Origin of the sequence: uncultured Winogradskyella sp., from assembly GCF_947498345.1 — a bacterium.
GTDB lineage: Bacteria > Bacteroidota > Bacteroidia > Flavobacteriales > Flavobacteriaceae > Winogradskyella.
Map to the genome: position 1 here is coordinate 199,883 of NZ_CANMJY010000007.1, position 24,157 is coordinate 224,039.

Below are 24,157 nucleotides of genomic sequence, written 5' to 3' on the forward strand. Positions count from 1 at the left end.
TGGGTTTTTTGTTTTTTAATCGTTTAAATCATAATCAAAAGGTAGCATATCACCTAAACGTTGATTGCCCATATCTCCACTAAAGTAGATACCAAGGATAGGCAAATAATAACCATACGAGTTTACAAAAAACTCTGGGACCAATACCCTTAAACTCGATTGAAATTTTTTATCATATAAGATAGAAACCTTATCTATAAGCACTACTTTTTTGTATGGACTATCCTTAACCTTTTCAATTTTAAAATAAGTCCATTCGTCTACTTTAAACCCTCTGTAATATATACTATAATTCTCATCTTTCAAGTTTTCATTATATAAGGAGCGCATAAAATGTTGTATAGAACCTTTGTATGCTTTTGCTCTATTTTTTAAAGTCTTTTTACGATCGGCATTTTTCAGGTTTTTATAAAAAGTTGTCCCTTGAAATGCCACAGTTTTTAACACAAACTCATTAACACTGGCATCAACATACCTAAATTCTATTGCAAAATCTTTTAAGTCAAAATTCACCTCGTATTGTAAGGCTTTATTTTTTACAATAATAGGCACTTTGGCACTTGCATATAATACTTTCTCTTGCTTATTATAGTTTAAGATGATATCACTCTCATTTAAAATTTTACAAGATTTTCCGAATCTAGAAGATCCTAAAAATTCTTTTCTAAATAATCTTAGTTTTTGTTTTCTGGTTAAACCATCGTCATATGCTATAAGAACCTCATCGAGTTCGTTATTGGCTTCAACCATTTCTATGGTGATGTTATTTTGGGTTCTAAAGTCTGGGATTAAAACTTTTTCATAACCTAGGTAAGAGATTACTAATGTAGATTGAATGGCTTCTGTATATGAAATTGAAAACTCGCCTTTTTCGTCTGTTGTTGTTCCAACTGTTGTATTGTCAAAATATACCGCTACAGTTTCTAAAGGTTGTTTTGTGACTTTATCAATAACACGTCCTGTAAGGGTTTGCGAAATACAAATAAGAGGGAGGAAAAAACTTATATAAACAAGTTTACTTATCTTCACCATTACCCATAAATTTTCGTTCTAATTCTGCCTGAAACTCTTCCATAACAGGTCTTACAGTGCTTTCTGGCAGATCAGCGATTTTTATATACATTAAACCATCAACTGCATTATTAAACAGTGGATCAACATTAAATGCTACAAGTTTGGCATTTTGTTTTATGTACTTTTTAAGTAAAACGGGTAAACGTAATGCACCTGGCTCAACCTCGTCAATTATTCTATCGAACTTATTTAAATCAGCTTCTGTAGAATCAAAAACAAAATCTTTATCGGCATCTTTGAGCTTTACTTTAAATTCTTTCTTAGGATGTACATATTGTGCTACATATGGATCGTAATAATGAGATTTCATAAACTCAATCATCAAACTTTTAGAAAAGTTAGAAAACTGATTACTAATACTTACACCACCAATTAAATATTTGTGCTCAGGATAACGTAAAGTAGTATGTACAATGCCTTTCCAAAGAAGAAATAAGGGCATCGGTTTTTGTTGGTATTCCTTAATGATAAAAGCACGCCCCATTTCAATGGATTGACTCATCATTTTATAAAGTTCGGGTTCAAACCTAAACAGATCTTGCAAATAAAAACCATTGATACCATGGCGCTCAAAAATTTGAGAACCTAATCCCATTCTATACGCACCAGCTACAACATTCTTCTCATTATCCCATAAAAACATATGGTGATAATAAGTGTCAAATGTATCCAAATCTATAGCTTCATTTGTGCCTTCACCAACCTCTCTAAAGGTAATTTCTCTTAGCCTTCCAAGTTCTCTCAGAATATTTGGCATGTCCTTAGCCGATGCTAAATACACTTCGTAATTTTTACTTACTAAAAGTCTACAATCTTTTTTCTTAAGTTGCTCAACTTCAGTAATCATAATATTTGTATCTATCGGAGTTACAATACGCTTTGGTACTTTAGATACTTTTAGTTGCGACTGTAGATTATCTAAAATTTTTGGTTTATCCTCAAAAGATTTTGATAGCATATAGGTTTTTCGTCTTAAAAATTCTGAAAAATCAGCAAGTGATTTATGTTCTTTTTGATCTTTCACAGAAATAGGTCTGCCTATTCTTACTTTTATAACTCTGCGTTTCTGCGTTAGCAATTCCGAAGGTAATTTAGCTGTCCTAAGGGTATCACTTATTTTAGATAGCCTATAGAATAGACGGCTATTTTTAGCGTGAAAATAAATTGGGACTACTGGGACTTCGGCTTTTTGTATAAGCTTCATTGCGGCTTCTTCCCAGGGTTTGTCCACTACCAATTTACCATCTTTGTAGGTAGACACTTCTCCTGCCGGAAATACTCCGAGAGGATGCCCTTCTTTTAAATGTAAAATAGCATTTTTAAATCCAGTAATACTACTTTTTATATCCTTACGATCCTCAAAAGGATTCACTGGCATTACATAAGGCTTGAGAGGTTCGATTCTATGAAGCAAAAAATTAGCAATAATCTTAAAGTCATTTCGTTGCTCTAACATTAGCTTTAGTAGTAGAATACCATCTATGCCGCCAAGAGGGTGGTTAGATATGGTGATATAGGCACCATCCTTAGGAAGTCGTTTTAAGTCTTCTTCGGGAATTTCGAATTTAATCTGAAAGTCATCAAGTAATGCGTTTAAAAAATCTAAGTTTGATAAGTGTTTGTTACGCTTGTAAATTTTATTTATCGTAGAGATCTTAAGTACTTTCATTAATATCCAACCGAAAAACGTGCCTAAGAAACCATATTTATCGGCATGGATTGCTTTAGCAACCTCTTTAGCTGTAACTAATCCCATATCAGATGATTTCCCCATAAAACAAATGTAGTAAATGTTATTTAGTTACGATTTGTACTGTTCCTTGTGTTAACTGCTTCAATAGCACGGTTTTATCTTTTTCGAGCTCCGTTATTGCAGTGTCATTATAATGTCTAATAGTATAAAGACTTACATTTTCGTAAGATGTGACTTTAAATTTTGCTTTTAAATGTTGGAATAATTTTTCGAGATTGTCGTATAAATTATCAATACAAACAGAAAAGCTAATGGCAGAATTTTGAATGACATCAACTTTCATTTTATATAAGTGTAATAAACTAAATATCTCACTAATATTCTCTTCAACGATATATGAAAAATCCAATGATGATAGTGAAATTAAAATCTGATTCTTTTTCACAATAAAACATGGAATTTCAGGCTCTAAGGTTTTTCCTTTACTCACACAGGTGCCATCGGCATTAGGATTTAAAAACGACTTTACATATAACGGAATTTCTTTGCGTTGTAATGGCTGAAGTGTTTTGGGATGTATGACCGAAGCCCCATAAAAAGCTAACTCTATTGCTTCTCTATACGAAATTTGATGAAGCAATTGTGCATTTTCAAAATAACGAGGATCAGCATTTAAAACACCTGGTACATCTTTCCAAATGGTAACGCTATTAGCATTTAAACAATACGCAAAAATTGCTGCAGTATAATCACTACCTTCTCTGCCTAAAGTGGTCGTGAAATTGTTAGTATCACTTGCTAAGAATCCTTGGGTAATATTTAGAATTGCAGTGTTGAGCTGAGAAGAAATCTGAGTTTGGGTTACGTCCCAATTTACGTTGGCATGTCTGTAATAGTTATCTGTTTTTATGTAATCTCTAACATCTAGCCAATTATTTTTTAAACCGAGATCATTGAGATAATGACTAATAATTGTCGTAGAGACCAACTCCCCAAAACCTATCGTTTGGTCATAAACAAAATTATAATCTGGGGATTTATTGCGTTTAAAAAACAAGGCTAATTCATCAAAAAGAGATTTAACAGCTAAAAATACTTTATGACGTTCGTTATCAAATAAATCTAACAGAATTTCATTATGATATTTTATAACGTCATGGATAGCGCTTTGCAGTTCTGCTTTGTTTTCAAAATAGTTTTTTACTACTAATTCCATGGCATTAGTAGTTTTTCCCATGGCAGAAACCACCACTAAAGTATTGTCATAACCTGTGGTTTTTAAAACTTTAGCTAAATTTTTTACACCTTCAGCATCTTTTACTGATGCTCCTCCAAATTTGAAAATTCGCATAATTAGTTCTCATAAAAAAGGAAATCTTTTTTAATTAATATTCCCTAAATAGTTTTTTATTCCGTTCTCATCGAGTTGAACCACATCCCAATCTCTCATAACATTTGCTCCTTTTTTTTCGTAAAATGCAATTGCAGATTCATTCCAATCTAAAACCTCCCAACTTATACGCTTTACACCAATTGAATGGCCATATTTTACAACAGCATCCAAAAGCATTGTTCCTAAACCTTTAGATCTAGATGTTTTACTTACAATAAGATCTTCGAGATGTAATGTTTTGCCTTTCCATGTAGAATATCTGGGATATACCAACGCCAAGCCTTCAACTTTATTTTTTACCTCTACAATAAAGCATTTAAACTTTGGTTGTTCACCAAAACCATCATGTTCTAAGTCTGAAAGAGTAATTTCAACGGCTTCAGGTTCTTTTTCAAATACAGCCAATTCTTTTATAAGTTCTAAAACTCTTGGCATGTCTTGTTTAGTAGCTGGTCTTGGATGATGCATCATTAATGATAAAAACGGAAATCAAATATAATCTAAAACTCGCTTTACTCCATAATTTATTTACGCGATAATAGTGATTTAAATACATATAAGCTTGCTTAAATATTTTATGCGTCGGCTCCAAAGATTGGGCTGTAATTTACTTGCAGATAGTTTGCGATACGAAAACGTTATAGTTTGTTAAAAAATGCGATATTTGTGTCATCTAATCAATATAATGCTACATGTCTAATTCTAAACTAAATCAAACCTTAGGTGAGTTTATCATTGAAAATCAAGCGTCTTTTAAATATACCTCAGGGGAACTTTCAAGATTAATAAACTCCATTCGTTTAGCAGCAAAAGTGGTTAATCACGAAGTTAATAAAGCAGGTTTAGTAGATATCATTGGTGCGGCAGGCGATACTAATATCCAAGGTGAAGATCAGCAGAAATTAGATGTCTATGCTAATGAGAAGTTTATACAAACTATGACAAAACGAAATATTGTCTGTGGTATAGCCAGTGAAGAAGAGGACGATTTTATTACTATAAACAGCCAGGACGAAAATCATCAAAATAAATATGTGGTGTTGATTGATCCATTAGATGGTTCGTCTAATATTGATGTAAATGTATCTGTTGGAACCATTTTTTCAGTTTACAGACGTGTAACACCTATAGGTACGCCTGTACAACTTGAAGATTTTCTGCAAAAAGGCAATCAACAAGTTGCGGCTGGATATGTGGTTTACGGAACTTCGACTATGTTGGTTTATACAACAGGAGATGGGGTTAATGGGTTTACCCTAAACCCTGCCATTGGGTCTTATTACTTATCGCACCCAAACATGCAATTCCCTGAAGATGGTCGTATTTACTCGGTAAATGAAGGTAACTATATTCATTTTCCAAAGGGCATTAAAAACTACATAAAATATTGCCAGGAAGAAGAAGGTGACAGACCATATACTAGTCGTTATATAGGCTCATTGGTTTCTGATTTTCATAGAAACATGATTAAAGGAGGTATCTATATGTATCCAAAAAGCTCTAAAGCTAGTAATGGTAAACTTCGTTTGTTGTACGAATGTAATCCTATGGCATTTTTGGCAGAACAAGCCAATGGAAAAGCTAGTGATGGTTTTACTCGTATTATGGATATACAACCCACAGAATTGCATCAACGTGTACCTTTTATCTGCGGAAGTCGAAATATGGTAGAAAAAGCCGAAGAATTTATGCGTAATGCATAATTCACTTTCTCCTTTTGTGTTTTGAAAACAAGCACACTATTTTATTAATCTTAATTAAAATTGGTAAGACACTCTTAATCAGTTTACTTTTTTTAAATTTAGAAGTAATTTAAAATACAGATAACTAAAGTGTCTAAAAAAGTATCTTTCAATCTTTTAAAAAAACAATTGCCTAATACAGATAAAGTAGCCGCACCTGCTATTTTATCTGCACTAGGTATGGCCATAGCTCTCATTGATCCAACAATGATATCTTCAAAATTAATTGCTAATGACAAATTACAAACATTACTTGCTGAAGGTTTAAAAATGGGTCTTCCAGAGTTTGTAAGCTCTTACATTGATGGTTATCAAAAAAGGGCGGAAGCAGAAAAAAATCACTCTAATTTAAAGTTGTTTTCCAGATCAGTTTTAAAATTGATGAATGAGGCATCAGAGAAGGTTTATTTGAAACTATTAGACCACCCTCGATGTTCTGATTTGTTTGATAAAAAAGAATCTAAAAGCATTTTTACTGATTTTACAAAAGAATTAACACAAGAAGCTTATGTGGAAGAACTGTTTAATAACAATGGTCATTTAGAGCCTGTTGTTTTTATAGAGAAGGCAATAAAAGACCATCTCGATCTAAACAAAATCTTTAATGCACCTAATTCTGAATCAAAAATATCATTAAAAGAGAAAAAAGAGATTGATGAGGTCATAGTAGAAACATTTAAAACAAGTTTTATAGATCGTTTTAAAATAGAATTGAATGATGATGACGTAGCAAGAGTAAGTTACCACACACATTTATTACATAGCTTAGAGGTTTGGCAAAAAAAGCTGGCAACAAGTAAGGAACTTAAAGAACTTTTTGAAAATGCGATTTCGCAACTAAAAAATGATATTATAACTCAGTTATCATCGATTAAATCCGATACTCAAAGACTTCCCTTTATTGAGAAAGGCCTAAAAGATATAAAGTCGAGTATTGACTCTTTAAACTCCAAAGTTACAGAACAGTCACTACCTAATCAATTAAACACTATAATTACCCAAAAACCTAAAACCTACAAAGATCTAAGAAGCATCGCAACTAAATTGTTTGAAGAGAATTTTGACAATCATAGTCATTTTCACAAAAAATATATAGAACCTATTTATCATGTTAGAAAAGGAGCTCACGAAAAATTTGATAGGTTTAAAACACAGACCAAGAAAAAATGTTTTGTAATAACAGGTAAAGCAGGTAGAGGTAAAACCTCTCTTTTTTGTAAGCTTGCATCGTCTTCCACAGGAATATATGATAACGGATTGTCCTTATTACTTAACTGCCCTGACTTAAAACTAAATAAAAACACTTTAATTAAAAAAATTGAGGCTAGTTTTGAAGGTTCAAGCCTACATGAGATTAGTGATATATTAAAGAATGAAGCTGATTTAAAAACTGAGGACACAAAAGGTAACGAACCACCAAAATTGGTTGTTTTCTTTGATGCTATTAACGAATTAGATCGCGACGATGATTTCGATGTTTTTGAAGTTTTTGGTCAACAACTCAATGAGCTAATACAATTAACAAAATCAAATAATTATCCGTTTCTATTTTGCGTGAGTTGCAGATCAGATTTTTGGAATTTCTTTTATGACCATGATTGGGTTCTAAAAGATACATTTGAACCCACATTAAGTCAAAACCCAAGCTACGAACTTGGGGATTATCCCGAAGATGAAATAGATGATATTATTAAAAAGCATTTTGATTGGTTTAGACTAAAGGGTGAGCCCAAAGGTAAAGCCAGAATCCAATGTCAAGACCCTTTAATGCTAAGGTACTTATGTGAGGCATATACCAACAGAGATAACGACGATAGAGTTAAACCACCATCACTAATTGATGTTGTAAAAGTTAAATCTCCTGAAATTCTTCAGAAAAAAAGAGTGTTTGACACCTTTGTTACAAATATCCGGAAAAGGATGATTAATCGCTTAAATAGAAATCTAAAATCTAAGAATTTAAGCGAAAAGAAGATAGCTAATTATACTACAAATTACTTAATTAGCTTGTGTGAATTAATGTTCAAGCAAAAAAGAGCATATATCACATTAGATGAAGCTATGGCTGTCGCAAAGCAAATAGATCATTTTGATGCAAAATTGTCTAAAAATGATTTTGATTCCTCTGATAAATCTATCTTTTATATGTTTATAGATGAAGGCTTGATTCTGGATAAAGAAGAGGAAGAAGGTAAATATAACTTTGTATTTGAATCGTATTTCGAATATACTTTAGGACGCTATATCGCATTAAAGCGTTGGGGCAAGTTTCTTAATAAACCTAATACCGAAGATTTAATAAAACAAGATTTAGAGAGTCTTTTAGATTTAGACAATCAACTCAAAGAAAAACAACAGCCATTTACTAACCTAGTAGGTGCAATACAATATGCTATTTTAGTTACCGAGGATGATAAAAAATATGAGGACTCCCCGTTATTGTTTTTAGATTTAATCCAAACAATTCTTCACAGTAAACATGCTAGTTTTATCCATTTGCAAAAAGCATTTGCCACATTGAGAATTTCATCACTTTTAGCTGGCTTTGTTAAAAAAGCAGATAAGAAAAAAAGTGATTATTTAATTAGACAAGCTCTTAGCAGGCTTAGAAATTTTGCAAAAAAAAGTGAAGATTTTGTTATCCTTTGGGATTTAGAAAACACTTTAGAAAAAATGGCCAAACTAGAACCAGAAATTGTGACTTCAAGTATGCAAGATTGGTCCGAAGAGAATAACAATAGAATTTTACAAATTTTTTCTACTCAAGTTTTGGCAAGACTATCAAAAATTGAATTAGGGACTTCTATTAAAGTAATAAAAAATCTATCTGTACAAGCTGAATATAAAAAAAGTTTTTGGTTATCCAGAAATTTGATCTTTGCTGTTAGTGAGATTATAAAAGATTCTGAATTAGTCCTTTCTGAGAAACAGCTAAAAGGTATTTGGAAAATATTAAATACGCTTATTGCAGAAAAAGAAGCATCAATTTACTCAAAAGATTTGGCCTTTTCGACATTGCCATATCTCGTTAAAGGAAATCAAAAATATGCTGAAAAAATCCTAGACTATATACACTCTGCTTCTATCTCTTTTTGGGGAATATGGAATCTAATATTTGAGCTCAAAGAATGGCACAAGTATGGAGATGTCTCAACAAACTCTTGGATATGGGATGTTTTAGAAAAAGCTCTTGAGTTAGATAATGCTCAATTAGATTATATTGTTAACGAAACTTTACTTAGTATTAAACTAACAAGAGAGCATTCTAGATATTTAAATTTGCTTGAGAAAATACCCGTAATAAGCTGGTCTAAAGAAAAGGTTAATACTAAAGGAGGCGAAATTCTGGATAAACACAAATGTGACAAAACAGGTTTGGTTTACACTCCTTTTTATTTAGAAACTTCATATGATAATCACACAGAGTGCCGCCAAAGAATACAAGCTGTATTAAATAAATTAACTCAATTGGGAGACACATATTATAATTGGGTTTTACCAATAAATCCGTCAAGAGCTCAACTCGAAGCTGTTCATGGAAAACGCAAAGAAAATGATTATCACAGTGATGGTACCTTATGGGAAAATTATTTAGTCGAGGTCAAACAAGCTAGTAATTCACTAAAGAAAGGAGAAAAGCGAAAACAAGTTGGACCAGCAGAATTAAGATATGAATCATTTGAGATTGCAAAACTTTCAGCTGGTGGTGTCATTAGTGCTATAGATTATATTATGAAAAATGAGGCTAATTCAGCTTGGTCTCTTGGGAGACCTCCTGGTCACCTAGCAAATAATGCTATATGCATACTTAACAATATAGCCATAGGAGCAAAGTATGCCCTAAAAGAATATAAAGAAACTATTGAAAGAGTTCTAATCATTGATTGTGATGCGCACCATGGTAAGCACACAGCTAAAGTATTTAGTGAAGATGATAAAGTCATCTATCTTTCTATTCATATTGAAGGAAGTCATGCAAAAGATGGTGGATTTCCTGAGCACATAGGAATAAATAAAGGTGTAGGCTATAATTTTAATTTAATGTACCCAAGTTATACTACAGACGAAGCTTATAATTATATAGCAACCAAATTTATAGAACCATTAGCTTTGGAGTATAAGCCAGATTTAATTATGATTTCAGCAGGATTTGATGGGCATTTTGATGACGAACTGAATCCAGGTGGTGCCTTTAGCGAAAAAGCATATATATCCTTATCAGAAAGTATTTTTAGAGTAATGTCTAAACTAAAGATTAAAACTGTTGGTGCTGTTGAAGGTGGTTATGGTTTAGAAGGATTAGCTAATAGCATTACACATATGATGAATATTATAGGAGATTGGAAAATTGACCAAAATGAAATAGGTTTTATAAAAAATAATAAGAAAGAAGACACAGAAAAACTCAAAGAGGTTAAAAAGATGCTTAAAAAAAGAGTTTTATCTATGAAAGATTGTAAAATAAAAAACTCTAATTATAAACTGTTCAATGATGAAAAGACTTGGAAACATTTACTTAGTTAGTGTTTTTTGTATAATACTTTTAAGTATTTCTTGTCGCAGAAATAATAACGATTTAAAAAATAGTAGTATGGTTTTTCAAAACTCAACAATAAATGCTTTGGTAGAAGGTATCTACAAAGGGGATATTAGCTTTGGTGAGCTAAAAGAATATGGCGATTTTGGTTTAGGTACCTTTCAGGATTTAGATGGAGAAATGATTGGGTTTGATGGTGAATTCTATCAAGTTAAATCTAACGGATCAATCGTAAAAGTGTCTGATGAGCAACTCACACCGTTTTCAGTAGTAACAAAGTTTAATAATAAGGAAAGTAGTAAAATAAGTGCTGTGAAGAATTTTCACCATTTAGAGTTAGAATTGGATAAGGTATTACCATCAAAAAACTACATTTATGCTTTTAGAATAGATGGCTTTTTTAAAAATATTAAAGCGCGTAGTGTCCCCAAACAAGAGACTAGCATTCGACTTACTGAAGTGGCTAAAGATATTAAACCTTTTATAAAACCTTCAGAAACCAGAGGAACTCTCGTAGGATTTTATTTCCCTTCTTATATGAAAGATATTAATGTAACGGGTTATCACTTTCATTTCTTATCCGATGACAAGTTATTTGGAGGGCATGTTCTTGATATAGAGGTTTTGAAAGCAGAACTTATTATTAATCCAATTTATGGATTTCAAATGATTCTTCCTAAAGACAATTCTTTTAAAAATGTTGATCTTACAAAAACAACCCAAAAAGAGTTAGATACTATAGAGAGATAAAAAAGACGAACATTATGTCCGCCTTTTTTATCTCTTGAAAATAATAATTACTGATTCATTTTTTTCATTTTCTCAGTAAACTCTTCTAGATCGACTTCATAATGTACAAGAGTTAAAGCTTTATCTGCAATGTATTTTACATTGTCTTGATTAAACCCTAATCCTATACAAAGTTTTTCTAATAACACTAACTGATTAGGGCCTTCAATATGATCTGCCCATACCATACGTGCTAAATCATACAAACGTTCTAAGCGCTTATCGTAAGAATGCGGAGCATTTATAGGGTGTGTTTTATAATCTTTAAGGATCTCTTTATATTCGTGCTCTGTGATATCTAATCGCGTAGCAAGACGATCTAAAAACGCTTTTTCTGCATCATTAATAATACCATCACTCATCGCTACTCTAACTATAGCAGCAAAATGATCACTATTACGTTTCTTAAACCCGCTTTCAAATAATTCTGAAAATGACATATATTCTGTTTTTTATGGTGCTGCAAATATAATTATTATTAAGTGGTTATAAAATGAAAAAGAATCCTAATTTCATTAAAAAACGCCTCCTAAAGAGTGGGTTTTTTATACTTTTTTTCTGACAAAACGATTTTGAACAATCTTATCTAAATATACTTTAGATGAAACACATTCAAATTGTAATTTTTCTGAAAGTTCACCAAAAAGAGAAAGACCTCCACCCAATAAAGTTGGAATGATGGTGATAATTATTTCATCAATCAAATCCTGCTTCAAAAAACTTTGGATGGTTTTTCCTCCATCTATATACAACCTATAAAGCCCTTTGTTGTGAATAGTTTGCAATACTTCTTTTAAGGTTCCATTGACTAAAAAAACTTTACCCTTTAAGTTTTGCGGTACCTTAGTTAAGGTTCTACTTAACACGAAAACGGGTTTTTTATAAGGCCATTCGATTCCAAAACTCAAAACAGTTTCAAATGTAGTACGCCCCATTAGCATAGCATCAATTTGTGATGTAAATGTTTCATAACCTGTATCAATGGTGTTGATTTCAGGGATATCATCCAACCAGGCTATACCTCCATTTTTGTCGGCAATATAACCATCAAGACTTGTAGCGATAAATACTTTGTTTTTTGGCTCCATATGACTTAAAATTACAAGTTACAAATTAGTCTTTTAACAATAACCTGCTATATTTGCACTCTCAATTTATAATACGTGAGCAAAACGCTTATCTCGCAAACGTATGCACAGGCTTTGCAATTGCAAAATCTGCAGGATTTTATTGTCCAGCCCGAAGGGAAAACACATTTAAAAGGTCTTGTTGGTTCTTCATTTTCAATAACTATAGCAGCAGCATTTAAATCAGTAGAAAAACCATTTCTTTTAGTCTTTAATGACAAAGAAGAAGCTGCGTATTACCTTAATGATTTAGAGCAACTCATTAATGATAAGGATGTATTATTCTATCCAGGTAGTTATAGAAGACCATACCAAATTGAAGAAACCAATAATGCTAACGTGCTTTTAAGAGCTGAAGTTTTAAACCGAATTAACTCACGGAAAAAACCAGCAATCATTGTTACATATCCTGATGCCTTGTTTGAAAAAGTCGTCACAAAAAGAGAATTAGAGAAAAACACCTTAAAGATTTCTGTTGGTAACGAATTGAGCATCGATTTTGTAAATGAAGTACTGTTTGAATATAAATTTAAGCGTGTTGATTTTGTTACTGAACCAGGTGAATTTTCAGTGCGTGGAGGTATTATAGATGTGTTTTCATTTTCGCATGATGAGCCTTATCGCATAGAGTTTTTTGGTGATGAGGTTGATAGTATTAGAACCTTTGATGTTGAAACCCAGTTATCTACTGAGCGTATAAAAAAGGTGAGTATTATACCCAATGTTGCCAATAAACAAATTGCAGAAAAACGGGAAAGCTTCCTTAAGTACATTTCTAATAAAACTGTAGTTTTTGCTAAAAATGCACCACTTTTATTTTCCAGGATCGATGCGTTTTACGAAAAAGCTGTTGAAGCATTTAATGCCTTAAATAGTGATTTAAGGCATGCTTCACCCGATGAATTGTTTTGTAATTCAGAATTACTAAAGCGTCAGTTTTTAGAGTACAATCTTGTTGAATTTGGGTCTGATACTATAATGTCTGGTAATACAATTACCTTTAACACAAAACCTCAGCCTTCATTCAATAAACAATTCAATTTATTAATTGAAAATCTTAACGAAAATCATCTTAACGGCATTACTAATTATATAGCTTGTGTAAGTGAGCAACAAGCCAAACGCTTTCATGATATTTTTGAAGACCATGAAGCTGAGGTACATTATAAAACAGTTGTGCTATCTCTTTATCAGGGATTTATTGACGAGGAACGTAAAATTGCAGTGTATACGGACCATCAAATCTTTGATCGCTACCATAAATTTCACCTAAAGAATGGATATGCTAAAAAGCAGGCCATTACATTAAAAGAACTAACTAATCTCGAAATAGGTGATTATGTAACACATATAGACCATGGTATCGGTAAGTTTGGTGGACTTCAAAAAATAGATGTAGAAGGTAAAAAACAGGAAGCTATAAAATTAGTTTATGGGGAGCGCGATGTGTTGTATTTAAGCATTCACTCTTTACATAAAATCACCAAATTTAATGGTAAAGATGGCAAACCACCCAAAATCTATAAGCTAGGAAGCAAAGCCTGGAAAACCTTAAAACAGAAGACCAAATCAAGAGTTAAAGAAATTGCTTTCAATCTCATCAAACTCTATGCTAAGCGCAAGTTGAAAAAGGGCTTTCAATATGCTCCAGATAGCTACATGCAACACGAACTGGAAGCTTCTTTTGTATATGAAGACACACCAGACCAAATTACTTCTACAGCAGATATAAAAGCTGATATGGAGAGCGAACGACCAATGGATCGCCTGGTTTGTGGTGATGTTGGTTTTGGTAAGACTGAAGTTGCTATAAGAGCAGCTTTTAAAGCGGTTGATAATGGCAAGCAAGTAGCAATTTTAGTGCCAACGACTATTTTGGCGTACCAACATTATCGCACATTTACTGAGCGTTTAAAAGACTTTCCTGTAGCTGTAGATTATGTTAACCGCTTTAGAACGGCGAAAGAAAAACGATTAACATTAGAAGGCTTAGAAAAAGGAAGCGTTGATATTGTTATTGGCACGCATCAGCTTGCTAATAAAAATGTAAAGTTTAAAGACTTGGGTTTGCTTATAGTAGATGAAGAACAGAAGTTTGGTGTTGCTGTAAAAGAAAAGCTAAAGACCATAAAAGAAAATGTTGATGTGTTAACATTGACAGCTACCCCTATCCCTAGAACGCTTCAATTTAGTTTAATGGCTGCAAGAGACTTGTCGGTTATTACCACTGCACCACCTAACCGTTATCCAATTGAAAGCCGCGTAATTCGTTTTAGTGAAGACATCATTAGAGATGCAATTAGTTACGAAATTCAACGTGGAGGTCAAGTGTTTTTTATTCACAATAGAATTGAAAACATTAAAGAGGTTGCTGGGGTGATTCAACGTTTAGTACCCGATGCCAAAATCGCTATAGGTCATGGCCAACTCGATGGTAAAAAACTAGAGCAACTTATGCTCGCTTTTATGAATGGTGAGTTCGATGTTTTAGTAAGTACCACTATTGTAGAAAGTGGCTTGGATGTACCAAATGCTAATACTATATTTATCAACAACGCTAATAATTTTGGCTTGAGCGACCTCCATCAAATGCGCGGTCGCGTAGGTCGTAGTAATAAAAAAGCCTTCTGTTATTTCATTACTCCCGAGTATTCTGCCATGACTACTGATGCTCGTAAGCGAATTACAGCTTTAGAGCAGTTTACTGAATTAGGAAGTGGTTTCAATATCGCTATGAAGGATTTAGAAATTAGAGGTGCAGGTGATTTATTAGGTGGCGAACAGAGTGGATTTATCAATGATATCGGTTTTGATACCTATCAAAAAATACTAAATGAAGCTATTGAAGAATTAAAAGAAGCAGAATTTGCTGATTTATATAAAGATGACGGCAAACCTAAGCAGTATGTTAAAGACATTACTATCGATACGGATTTTGAGCTATTATTTCCAGATGATTATGTCAATAATATTACTGAGCGCTTGAACCTTTACACCAAGTTAAATACTATTAAAACTGAAGAAGGGCTTAAACAATTTGAATCTGAAGTTATTGATCGTTTTGGGGAATTCCCTTCTCAAGTTGTTGATTTATTTGATAGTGTGAGATTGAAATGGATTGCTATAGAAATGGGGCTTGAAAAAATTATTATGAAACAAGGCAAATTGATCGGGTATTTTATTCAAGACCAACAAAGTAAGTTTTATCAAAGTGAGGCATTTACTAAAGTGTTACATTTTGTCCAGATGAATACAGGCAAATGTAAAATGAAAGAAAAACAAACAAGAAATGGTTTACGCTTACTCATTACATTCGAGAATATAACATCTACAAAGAAAGCCCTTGACGCACTTTCAAAACTCAATTGAATTGACAAATTTTAAATGAATGAAACAAAACGCTCATTTAAACCATTTACTCTGGCTTACCGTTGCTACCATTTTTATTAGCACATCTGGCGCTTTAGGGAAATTTATAGATATGCCTACGTCTGTTGTTATTTGGTGGCGCTCAATTTTGGCAGCAATTTTTCTGTTTACGTTCTGTTTATACAAAGGCATTAGCTTAAAAATTAATAGTGGTAAAGACCATTGGACATTTGTACTTGGAGCACTTTTTATGGGCGCACATTGGGTGACATATTTCTATGCCTTAAAATTGTCTAATGTTGCTATTGGTATGCTGTCATTGTTTACATTTCCGGTTATAACAGCACTATTAGAACCTTTATTTTCTAAAGCGAAACCCGACGCCATTCATATTGTTTTAGGCATTATCGTTCTCTTAGGTGTATACATTTTAGCTCCAGATTTTAACATAGAAAGTGGTCAATTTAAAGGTGTACTATTTGGTTTAATATCTGCATTATGTTACGCACTCAGAATTTTAATTTTAAAAGGAGAAGTTACTAAATACAATAGTACTATGCTTATGTTTTATCAAGTAGCCATCATAAGCATCGTGTTACTTCCTGTTTTGTACTTTGAAAGTACAGCTAACATTACTACTCAATATCCATATGTTATAATTTTGGCACTACTCACTACAGCTGTTGGACATACCTTATTTGTTAATAGTTTAAAATACTTTAAGGCAAGCACGGCAAGTATTATTGGTAGTGCACAACCTGTTTTTGGAATTATAATTGCCTATTTTTTCTTGAAAGAAACACCAACAATACATACATTTGTTGGAGGCGCCTTAATCCTTTGTACCGTTGTTATAGAAAGTATTAGATCTAAAAAGACATAATGGCTTAATTATTGAAGTCGTTATAACAATAAAATTATATAAAATGAAAAAAACAGTATTCATCCTTTGTATACTTCCTCTATTAACTTTTAGTCAGAGTGTAAAAGGTACATTTTCGCCAGCAGAAGATTTTTCCTATGCGTTTTTATACCAAGCCACACCAGAAGGGGCTAACTACGTTAATCGTGGCCAGTTAGATCGTGAAGGTAATTTTGAAATCCCATTAGATTCTACTGTTGCCCCAGGTATTTATAAGATTGTATATGCAATTCCACCAGAAGAAAATAATTTCGACTTTATTTATGATGGTAAAGAAACTGTGGCTTTTAATTTTAGTTATGATAAAGGTGTAGAATTCACAGAATCTGAAGAAAATAAACTTTGGAATTCGTACTTGCATAGTATGGATATGGTTAACCAAACGATTAGTAATTACTATTCTAAAGCCAATACTGATGAGGAAGGGTTTAATTCTATTTTTAAGGTTGTAAAAGACACACAATTAGCTTATGAAGAATCGGCCAATGGCAGATTGGTTTCTGCTTTTATAATGGCTAACAGACCTTATATTCCTACGATGTATGAAGATATAAGTACCTACTCAAACAATCTTAAAAACAACTTTCTAAGTCATATAGATTTTAGTAATTATTTATTACAGAGCTCCTCATTTTTAGTCGATCGTGTTACGAGTTATGTGTTTGATATTGTAGATAGTCCAAGTAATACTACATATAAAAAACACGTAGATGATGTTGCACATAGCATTAGTGATTTTGATCTGGTAATTAAAGCCAATTTAATAGAAATCTTATGGCAGCGATTTGTAACCTTAGAAAATCATGAATTGGCTAATTATATAACTGATAAATACCTTTTACAATTGGCTAAAAAGACTGAAAATAAAGTCTTAGCAGAAACCATCAACTCTTATAAAAACACCTCTTTAGGAACCAAAGCGCCTAATTTTGAAATTAGCTCTGGCGAAGACACTACAACCCTTCACGATTTAAAAGGCTCGGAATATTATCTGCTTGTGTTTTGGAGTAGTGGTTGTGGGCATTGTTTAAACGAGCTCCCAAAAGTAAAAGCGCTTGTAGCTAAAAAATCAAACATAAAAGTAGTTGCCTTTGGCCTTGAGGGTGAACCCACTCAATGGACAGAAGCCATTAAAAATTATCCTGATTTTATCCATAACATTGGTTTGGGTAAATGGGAAAACCCCATTGTAAAAACCTATGGGGTCGCAGCCACACCAATGTACTTTTTGTTAAGTGCAGACAAGATTATTATGGCGAAACCTTATGCATTTGAAGATTTGGAAGTGGTGTTGAAGGATTTGTAATATATTGACCATAAAAACATACAAAGCCCAATTCAATTGAATTGGGCTTTGTGATTATAACATTTCTTGACCGTATTTTATATTAAGGTAACCTTATTCCTTAACCTTAGTAATTTTTACTATAATTAACCCTCAATTTAATCTCCAAAGACCATTTCCCACCAAGCAAAATGCTTAGTATTTTAAAGCAAAATGCTCTGTGTAAAGTCAAGAAGCCACTCTAACTTTATGGTCTAATTTCGACCTAACAGAACTAAGCAGTTAAAATTTATTGCTAAAGGGATATTTAGTGTAAACACATAAAATTCCTACACTTTTTTCAGTTGGTCGATAAAACATAAATCGTTAAGACCTTTTTTCTATGAAAACGTATTTCAACATCCTTATGAGCATCTTTATGCTCACATTTTCAATTGGCACCTTGGCACAAGAGTTGCCAAATGTTGTCCCTCCCTCTCCTGAGGCTGCGGAATTGATTAAGTACTCGCAAACGGAAGTATCCCCTTATACAGGTCTTCCAAGTATATCCATCCCCTTTTATACCATAAGCCATAAAGGGGTTTCTGTTCCCATTGGTCTGGGATATAGTGGAGGTGGCATCAAAGTAACCGATATTGCGTCCTGGGCAGGTCTGGGATGGAATCTACAAGCTGGTGGGTTGGTCAGTAGGACTATAAGGGGATTACCAGATGATAGCTCATTGGGATGTATGAACACACCTTTTACTGTTGAGGATTTAACCAATGGAAACAGTAGTTATAAGTATAATCAGCTAGATACTGATAATGCAACAGATAGGGATTATCAGCCTGATATTTTTAATTTTAGTCTCCCAGGTGGATCAGGTCAGTTCTTTTACGATGAAACATTAGATGAGTTCGTACAATACCCTAAAACAAACTTCATCATAGAATCTATAGGTGGAACAGGTCGAATTACAGGATTTAGAATCACAGATACTCAAGGTATAAAGTATGAGTTTGGGATTGGTATATTAGATGAAGCCAGAGAGGCTATTTTAAGCGCAAAGACAAAGACACTGAGCAATGGTAATTTAATCACAGGTAATACAGCATTTTATTCTGCAGGAGGAACAAATGCATATTATCAAACCTGGATGCTAACCTCAATTATCTTTCCAAATACCACCCAAAAAATCACATTTAACTATATAACAGAAAACAATGTTTTAACTAATATTCCGCAAGGTGAAGACTATGTTAAACCTGGAATCCATGCACCAACTAATGTTGATGGCAATTGTTTTGTGGAAACTTACAATCAAAATTACCTCGAAAAGACATTTGCTCAGCCTAAAATAGAAAGCATCGAATTTCCAAAGGGGAAGGTACTTTTTCAGAGAGGTACTTCTGAACGATCAGATTTAAATAATTCTTACCCATTAGAATATATAAAGTTACTTGATAATGATGGTAAGCTTATTAGACAGTTTAAGTTAAATACCTCGTATTTTATAAGCCCAAATGATGAGAATCCTTTTTTCGATGTATATAATGAGGGGCAACACCGATTACGATTAGACTCTATTTCGCAGTATGATAAAAATTCTGTAAGTTCAATTCCTTACATATTCGAATACAACGCAGTTCCGTTACCAGATCGATTTTCAAGATCGCAGGACTATTTTGGCTATTATAATGGCAAATCTAATACAAGTCTGATTCCAAAATCGAGGTATACAATGTATAATTTTATTCATCGTCTTGGAGATGCTGATCGATCGATAGACCCTAATTATACTCAAGCCTGTATCTTAAAAAAGATAACATTCCCAACTGGAGGTTATGAAGAATTTGTATGGGAAAACAATTTTATCCAACAACCCAACGCCCTTTCCCCAGAAGTAGATCAATATGTGGACCATTTAATTAAGAGTCCTGTAGTACTACAAAACTCAGAGTGCCTGTTTGGGGATTCTGATCCAGATATTGACTTTTCAACACAATTCACATTAGACGTTAATAGCACAGGATGGGTAGATTTTCAAATTGCTATGGACGGCTGTCCAGGACCAGATCTTAACCTTACGACTTGCGCTTATAAGATTAGGTTAGAGGGAGTGGATACACCTTATTCTAATCCTATATTACAGAGTGATTTTGAATTAGAACTTCTCCCTGGGAAAACCTATAAAATTACGGCAGAGTCTAATACGCCTATAACCTGTTACCCATGTCAAAACCAAAACTGTACCATAGGAGCGCCGAGATATTTACAAGTTGTTGCCAATCATTATACAGACCCTACACCTAATGAATTTATGTATGGTGGACTGCGCATAAAAGAAGTTAATACCTATTCTGATCAACAGGCATCACCTTTGTCGAGAAGCTATGACTACAATCTATTTGGGGGCAATCAACTTACTAGTGGAAAAACGATAAGATTTATTGACAATTTTATAGATAATTGGAGAATAATTTGCTTTGCGTCACCACATAGTGCAGATATACTCACCTTTAAATTGTTTTCTGATAATAGTAGCTCCATGTTACAGACCAAAGGAAGCTATGTAGGCTATACCAATGTTACCGAAACCTTTAATGGGGTTAACGGAACCGGCTATAAAGAATACGAATTTTCTACCGATGGTTTCTTACAATTTGAAGCAACTCCTTCCCCAATAGGTTTTACTGCACCACCGATTCCAAACAACTTTGATTTTAAGCTAAATCCAGATTGGCTAAATGGTAATATTGATTCTTTAAGGGTATATGACAGATTAGGAACTCTAGTTCAGAAATCGATTTCTACATATGAAAGCTCTGGCAGTCAGTACAGCAATTACTTTAGTGTTCAATCCATGCGTATGCCAGTACTCATTTTAGTAGGTGGAAGTATTTTTAGCGCTGAAAACTATAAAGCTACAAAGTACGATTATCAAACCGAATACCATCGCTTAAAGTCACAGACCACAACAGAATACCGCAATACTGGAGACATTACAGTCACTAACGATTATTATTATGACAATAACCCACTTTTGGCATCACGCACCAGTACAGCACATAGCAGTGGTCATACGCAGGAGAACCATGTCACTTATGTGCAGGATTTGCAAAGCCCAACAACTGCCGAGCAGGAACTCATCAATCAAGATCGCTACGAGACTATACAGACCGATGCCATTTTAAAGAACGGCAACACCATCCTATCACAGAATACTACTAAGACCGTATATCACGATTGGGGTAGTGGTAGGATATTACCACAGATCGTTCAAACCCGAAAAGGTGAAGATTCTCAGAACAATGTATTTAAGGACCGTATTAAATTCCACTCCTATGACAACTATGGTAATCCCAAGGAAGTCAGTAAAGTAGATGGGACAAGAATTATGTACGTATGGGGCTATAACGAAACTTTGCCAATTGCCAAGATTGAAAATGCCAGTTATGTAGGCATATCTACAAGTCTTAATAGTGCCATCTCAGCAGCAAAGAATGCTTCTTACAATGATGATGATGCAGCTTCAGAAGCGGCACTTCGGGATGCCTTGGAGGCCTTGCGCAACCATCCCGATCTGCAACAGGCCATGGTCACGACCTATACTTATGACCCATTAATTGGTGTCACCAGTATGACCGACCCTAAGGGCTATACCGTATACTACGAGTACGATGACTTTAACCGTCTGCAACGCGTTAAAGACCAGGATGGTAAAATCATGAGCGAGAACAAGTACAACTACCATCTCCAATCCAACAACTAAAACATAATATGATGAAAACAGCACTAATAATCCATAAGATAGCCATAGTTTTTGTCCTTTGCCTTTTTGCAGGGACCTCTGGCGTATGTTCACAAAACCAAAACACCGATTGGTCTGCAGAAAGTTATCTGGTAACTGCTAACACTACCAAAGTTGAAATACATTCAATTCTAAGCAAGCAAGGCTCAAACTTTGTCTGGCAGCAGCTGGGTTACAATACCAACAGCTCTGATACTTATACCATCGTTGCAAGCTCAGGCAGTTGGGATACGCAAAACCATCTGGGAACACTCAGTTACGACCTTGAGTCCATTGACCAGCAAACGGCCACACTAAGTATCTCTGGCACAACTGAGACCATGACCATGACCCTGAGCATTCATCAGGCGGGCGGCAGTGATGATATTTACCTGTTTGAGATAGACACTGACACCTTAACCCACCTTTAAAACAAGAGATCATGAAAAGACAGAGAAACATCACATCGTTAACGCCATTTATGATGCTATTAGGGTTTGTACTTTTAAGCATACAGGCCTATGCTCAGAACCTCTCGGGGCTAACACCCGTAACGGTAGGTAACACCGAAACTTACACCTATAACGACGGTAACATAAAGCCCAACCTGAGCTGGAACATTATCGGTGGTACACAGGTAAGCTCAAGCTCTTCAGGGACCACCTATACCGTCGATGTCACATGGCCAACCATTGGTACCCATAAGGTTGAGGCCCGTGGTAAGAGCAACTCCTTATTGGAAAGTATGGACGTGGTTGTACAGGCCGCACCACCAACCACCAGTGTGGCCCTACTTAACTATATACATAACATTACACCGCGGATCGCTACCACAGATATCACTACGCTAAGCAATAATGAAAAGATAGAGAGCATCACCTATTTTGATGGGCTCGGACGTGCCAGCCAATCCATTGGGATACGTGCTGGTGGACAAAGTCAGGATATCATTACCCATATAGCCTATGATGCCTTTGGCAGACAGACCAAAGAATACCTGCCTTACAGTGCTACAACAAATATTGGCGACTTTAGAGTCGATGCCTTTGATGCCACCAACAGCTATTACGATGCCACGGCCTATGACGATGATTTTCCAGGGATGAGCGTTGCAGATATCAATCCCTATTCTGAGAAAGAATTTGACAGCTCACCACTAAATAGAGTGATGAAACAGGCGGCACCAGGTAAGGATTGGAAAATGGGTAATGGCCATGAGATTGAAATGGACTATCTCACCAACGGTACCAACGAGGTCAAACATTATTATGTAAAACTGTTTAAAGACGTTACCAACTCTGTAATCACCTACACTACCTCTTTGGAAGACAATGGCTATTATACTGCAAATGAGTTGTCCAAAACGATAACCAAAGATGAAAACCACGATGGTACAAGTACCAAGGCTCATACCACCGAAGAATTTAAAAACAAACAAGGCCAGGTGATTTTAAAGCGTACTTATGGAACCTCTGAAGTAGATGGGGTTGCTCAGACCAATGTGGCCCACGACACTTATTATGTCTATGATGATTATGGTAACCTTAGCTTTGTACTGCCACCAAAGGCCGAAGCCCATACCGCTAAGCCAGATCCTACAGAGCTTAGTGAGTTGTGTTACCAATATATTTATGACGACCTTAACCGTTTGGTAGAAAAGAAAATACCAGGCAAAGGCTGGGAATATATTGTTTATAATAAGTTAGATCAACCCATAGCGACACAAGATGCTATACAAAGGGGAAGTGCTCCTTACAAATGGCTAATAACAAAGTATGATGCCTTTGGGCGTGTGGCCTATACAGCTATAGAAGAGTCAAATACATTATATACCAGAACGGCTGTACAGGATGTAATCAATGGTCAAACACAGCAATACGAAACACGGCTTACCACACCCATTACTGTAGCAGGCACAACCTTATATTACACCAATGCCTCAGGGTTTATGCACTTAGAAGAATTGTTAACCATCAATTATTACGACGATTATAACTTCGATCTCGATGGTGGCAGCTCAGAAACGGCCTATGGCGTAACACCGATTACCAATGTTAAAGGCCTGGCTACAGGGAGCAAGGTAAGAGTACTGGGCACCAACGACTGGATCACCACCGTGACCTATTACGATGACAAGGCGAGACCTATCTATGTGTATTCTAAAAATGCGTATTTAGACACTGTAGATAAAATAAAGAGCGACCTCACCTTTGATGGTAGAGCTACAGAGACCACAAGCTCTAAGGAACGCTCTGGGATAACGCTGAGTTTTATAGACCAGTATACCTATGACCATACCAATCGTGTTTTGGAGCATAGAAACAAGTTTGCACATGCACCACTCTATGAGGTCATTACCGATAATAGCTACGACGACCTGGGGCAACTGACAGCTAAGGGTGTAGGTGGTAAGCAAAATGCGATCGATAGATTACAAGATATAGACTATACCTA

Annotated in this window: 15 protein-coding genes; 9 read left to right on the forward strand and 6 right to left on the reverse strand. The window is 34.6% G+C overall.

Annotated features, from left to right (window positions below; translation table 11 throughout):
* Positions 1-15: 15 nt before the first annotated feature.
* From Q0912_RS11290 to Q0912_RS11305, 4 genes are read right to left on the reverse strand one after another with little or no spacing between them, the layout of a single operon-like run.
* On the reverse strand, positions 16-1,032 hold the full coding sequence (locus Q0912_RS11290; protein ID WP_299115090.1) for a carboxypeptidase-like regulatory domain-containing protein: 1,017 nt from the start codon (positions 1,030-1,032) through the stop codon (positions 16-18).
* The gene (locus Q0912_RS11295) at positions 1,016-2,830 is read right to left on the reverse strand and encodes a lysophospholipid acyltransferase family protein (protein WP_299115092.1); all 1,815 of its coding nucleotides are present in this window, start codon (positions 2,828-2,830) and stop codon (positions 1,016-1,018) included. Before Q0912_RS11295 ends, Q0912_RS11290 begins: the two co-directional genes overlap by 17 nt.
* Positions 2,831-2,867: 37 nt before the next feature.
* Entirely contained in the window at positions 2,868-4,118 is a 1,251-nt protein-coding gene (locus Q0912_RS11300) for an aspartate kinase (protein ID WP_299115094.1), read from the reverse strand.
* Positions 4,119-4,148: 30 nt separating this feature from the next.
* On the reverse strand, positions 4,149-4,631 hold the full coding sequence (locus tag Q0912_RS11305; protein ID WP_299115096.1) for a GNAT family N-acetyltransferase: 483 nt from the start codon (positions 4,629-4,631) through the stop codon (positions 4,149-4,151).
* Positions 4,632-4,852: 221 nt separating this feature from the next.
* On the opposite strand from Q0912_RS11305, the gene fbp reads away from it, so the two are divergent.
* The 3 genes from fbp (at position 4,853) to budA (ending at position 11,189) form a co-directional block, all read left to right on the forward strand.
* Positions 4,853-5,863: a class 1 fructose-bisphosphatase gene (gene fbp, locus Q0912_RS11310; RefSeq protein ID WP_299115099.1), complete on the forward strand. Its 1,011-nt coding sequence runs from the start codon at positions 4,853-4,855 to the stop codon at positions 5,861-5,863.
* 129 nt (positions 5,864-5,992) lie between these two features.
* A complete protein-coding gene (locus Q0912_RS11315) occupies positions 5,993-10,426 on the forward strand; it encodes a histone deacetylase (protein ID WP_299115101.1) in 4,434 nt (1,477 codons plus the stop codon).
* A gap of 67 nt (positions 10,427-10,493) precedes the next feature.
* Positions 10,494-11,189: an acetolactate decarboxylase gene (gene budA / locus Q0912_RS11320; RefSeq protein WP_299115103.1), complete on the forward strand. Its 696-nt coding sequence runs from the start codon at positions 10,494-10,496 to the stop codon at positions 11,187-11,189.
* Between the two features lie 47 nt (positions 11,190-11,236).
* Here budA and Q0912_RS11325 read toward each other — a convergent pair whose 3' ends face one another.
* Together Q0912_RS11325 and Q0912_RS11330 are read right to left on the reverse strand one after the other, a co-directional pair.
* Entirely contained in the window at positions 11,237-11,668 is a 432-nt protein-coding gene (locus tag Q0912_RS11325; RefSeq protein ID WP_299115105.1) for a TerB family tellurite resistance protein, read from the reverse strand.
* Positions 11,669-11,773: 105 nt separating this feature from the next.
* Positions 11,774-12,316, reverse strand: coding sequence for a dihydrofolate reductase family protein (locus tag Q0912_RS11330; RefSeq protein ID WP_299115107.1), 543 nt, complete (start codon positions 12,314-12,316; stop codon positions 11,774-11,776).
* A 75-nt stretch (positions 12,317-12,391) separates the two neighbouring features.
* On the opposite strand from Q0912_RS11330, the gene mfd reads away from it, so the two are divergent.
* The 6 genes from mfd to Q0912_RS11360 all read left to right on the forward strand — a co-directional run.
* Complete coding sequence (mfd, locus tag Q0912_RS11335) at positions 12,392-15,724, forward strand: transcription-repair coupling factor (protein ID WP_299115109.1); 3,333 nt, start codon at positions 12,392-12,394, stop codon at positions 15,722-15,724.
* 19 nt (positions 15,725-15,743) lie between these two features.
* Positions 15,744-16,607 carry a DMT family transporter gene (locus tag Q0912_RS11340; RefSeq protein ID WP_299115111.1) on the forward strand — a complete coding sequence of 288 codons (864 nt, stop codon included), beginning with the start codon at positions 15,744-15,746 and terminating at the stop codon, positions 16,605-16,607.
* Between the two features lie 43 nt (positions 16,608-16,650).
* Positions 16,651-17,952 carry a thioredoxin-like domain-containing protein gene (locus Q0912_RS11345; RefSeq protein ID WP_299115113.1) on the forward strand — a complete coding sequence of 434 codons (1,302 nt, stop codon included), beginning with the start codon at positions 16,651-16,653 and terminating at the stop codon, positions 17,950-17,952.
* Positions 17,953-18,313: 361 nt separating this feature from the next.
* Positions 18,314-21,685: a hypothetical protein gene (locus Q0912_RS11350; protein WP_299115115.1), complete on the forward strand. Its 3,372-nt coding sequence runs from the start codon at positions 18,314-18,316 to the stop codon at positions 21,683-21,685.
* Between the two features lie 11 nt (positions 21,686-21,696).
* A complete protein-coding gene (locus tag Q0912_RS11355) occupies positions 21,697-22,134 on the forward strand; it encodes a hypothetical protein (RefSeq protein ID WP_299115117.1) in 438 nt (145 codons plus the stop codon).
* Between the two features lie 11 nt (positions 22,135-22,145).
* The coding region (locus Q0912_RS11360) for a DUF6443 domain-containing protein (protein WP_299115119.1) at positions 22,146-24,157 on the forward strand (2,012 nt) is incomplete at its 3' end.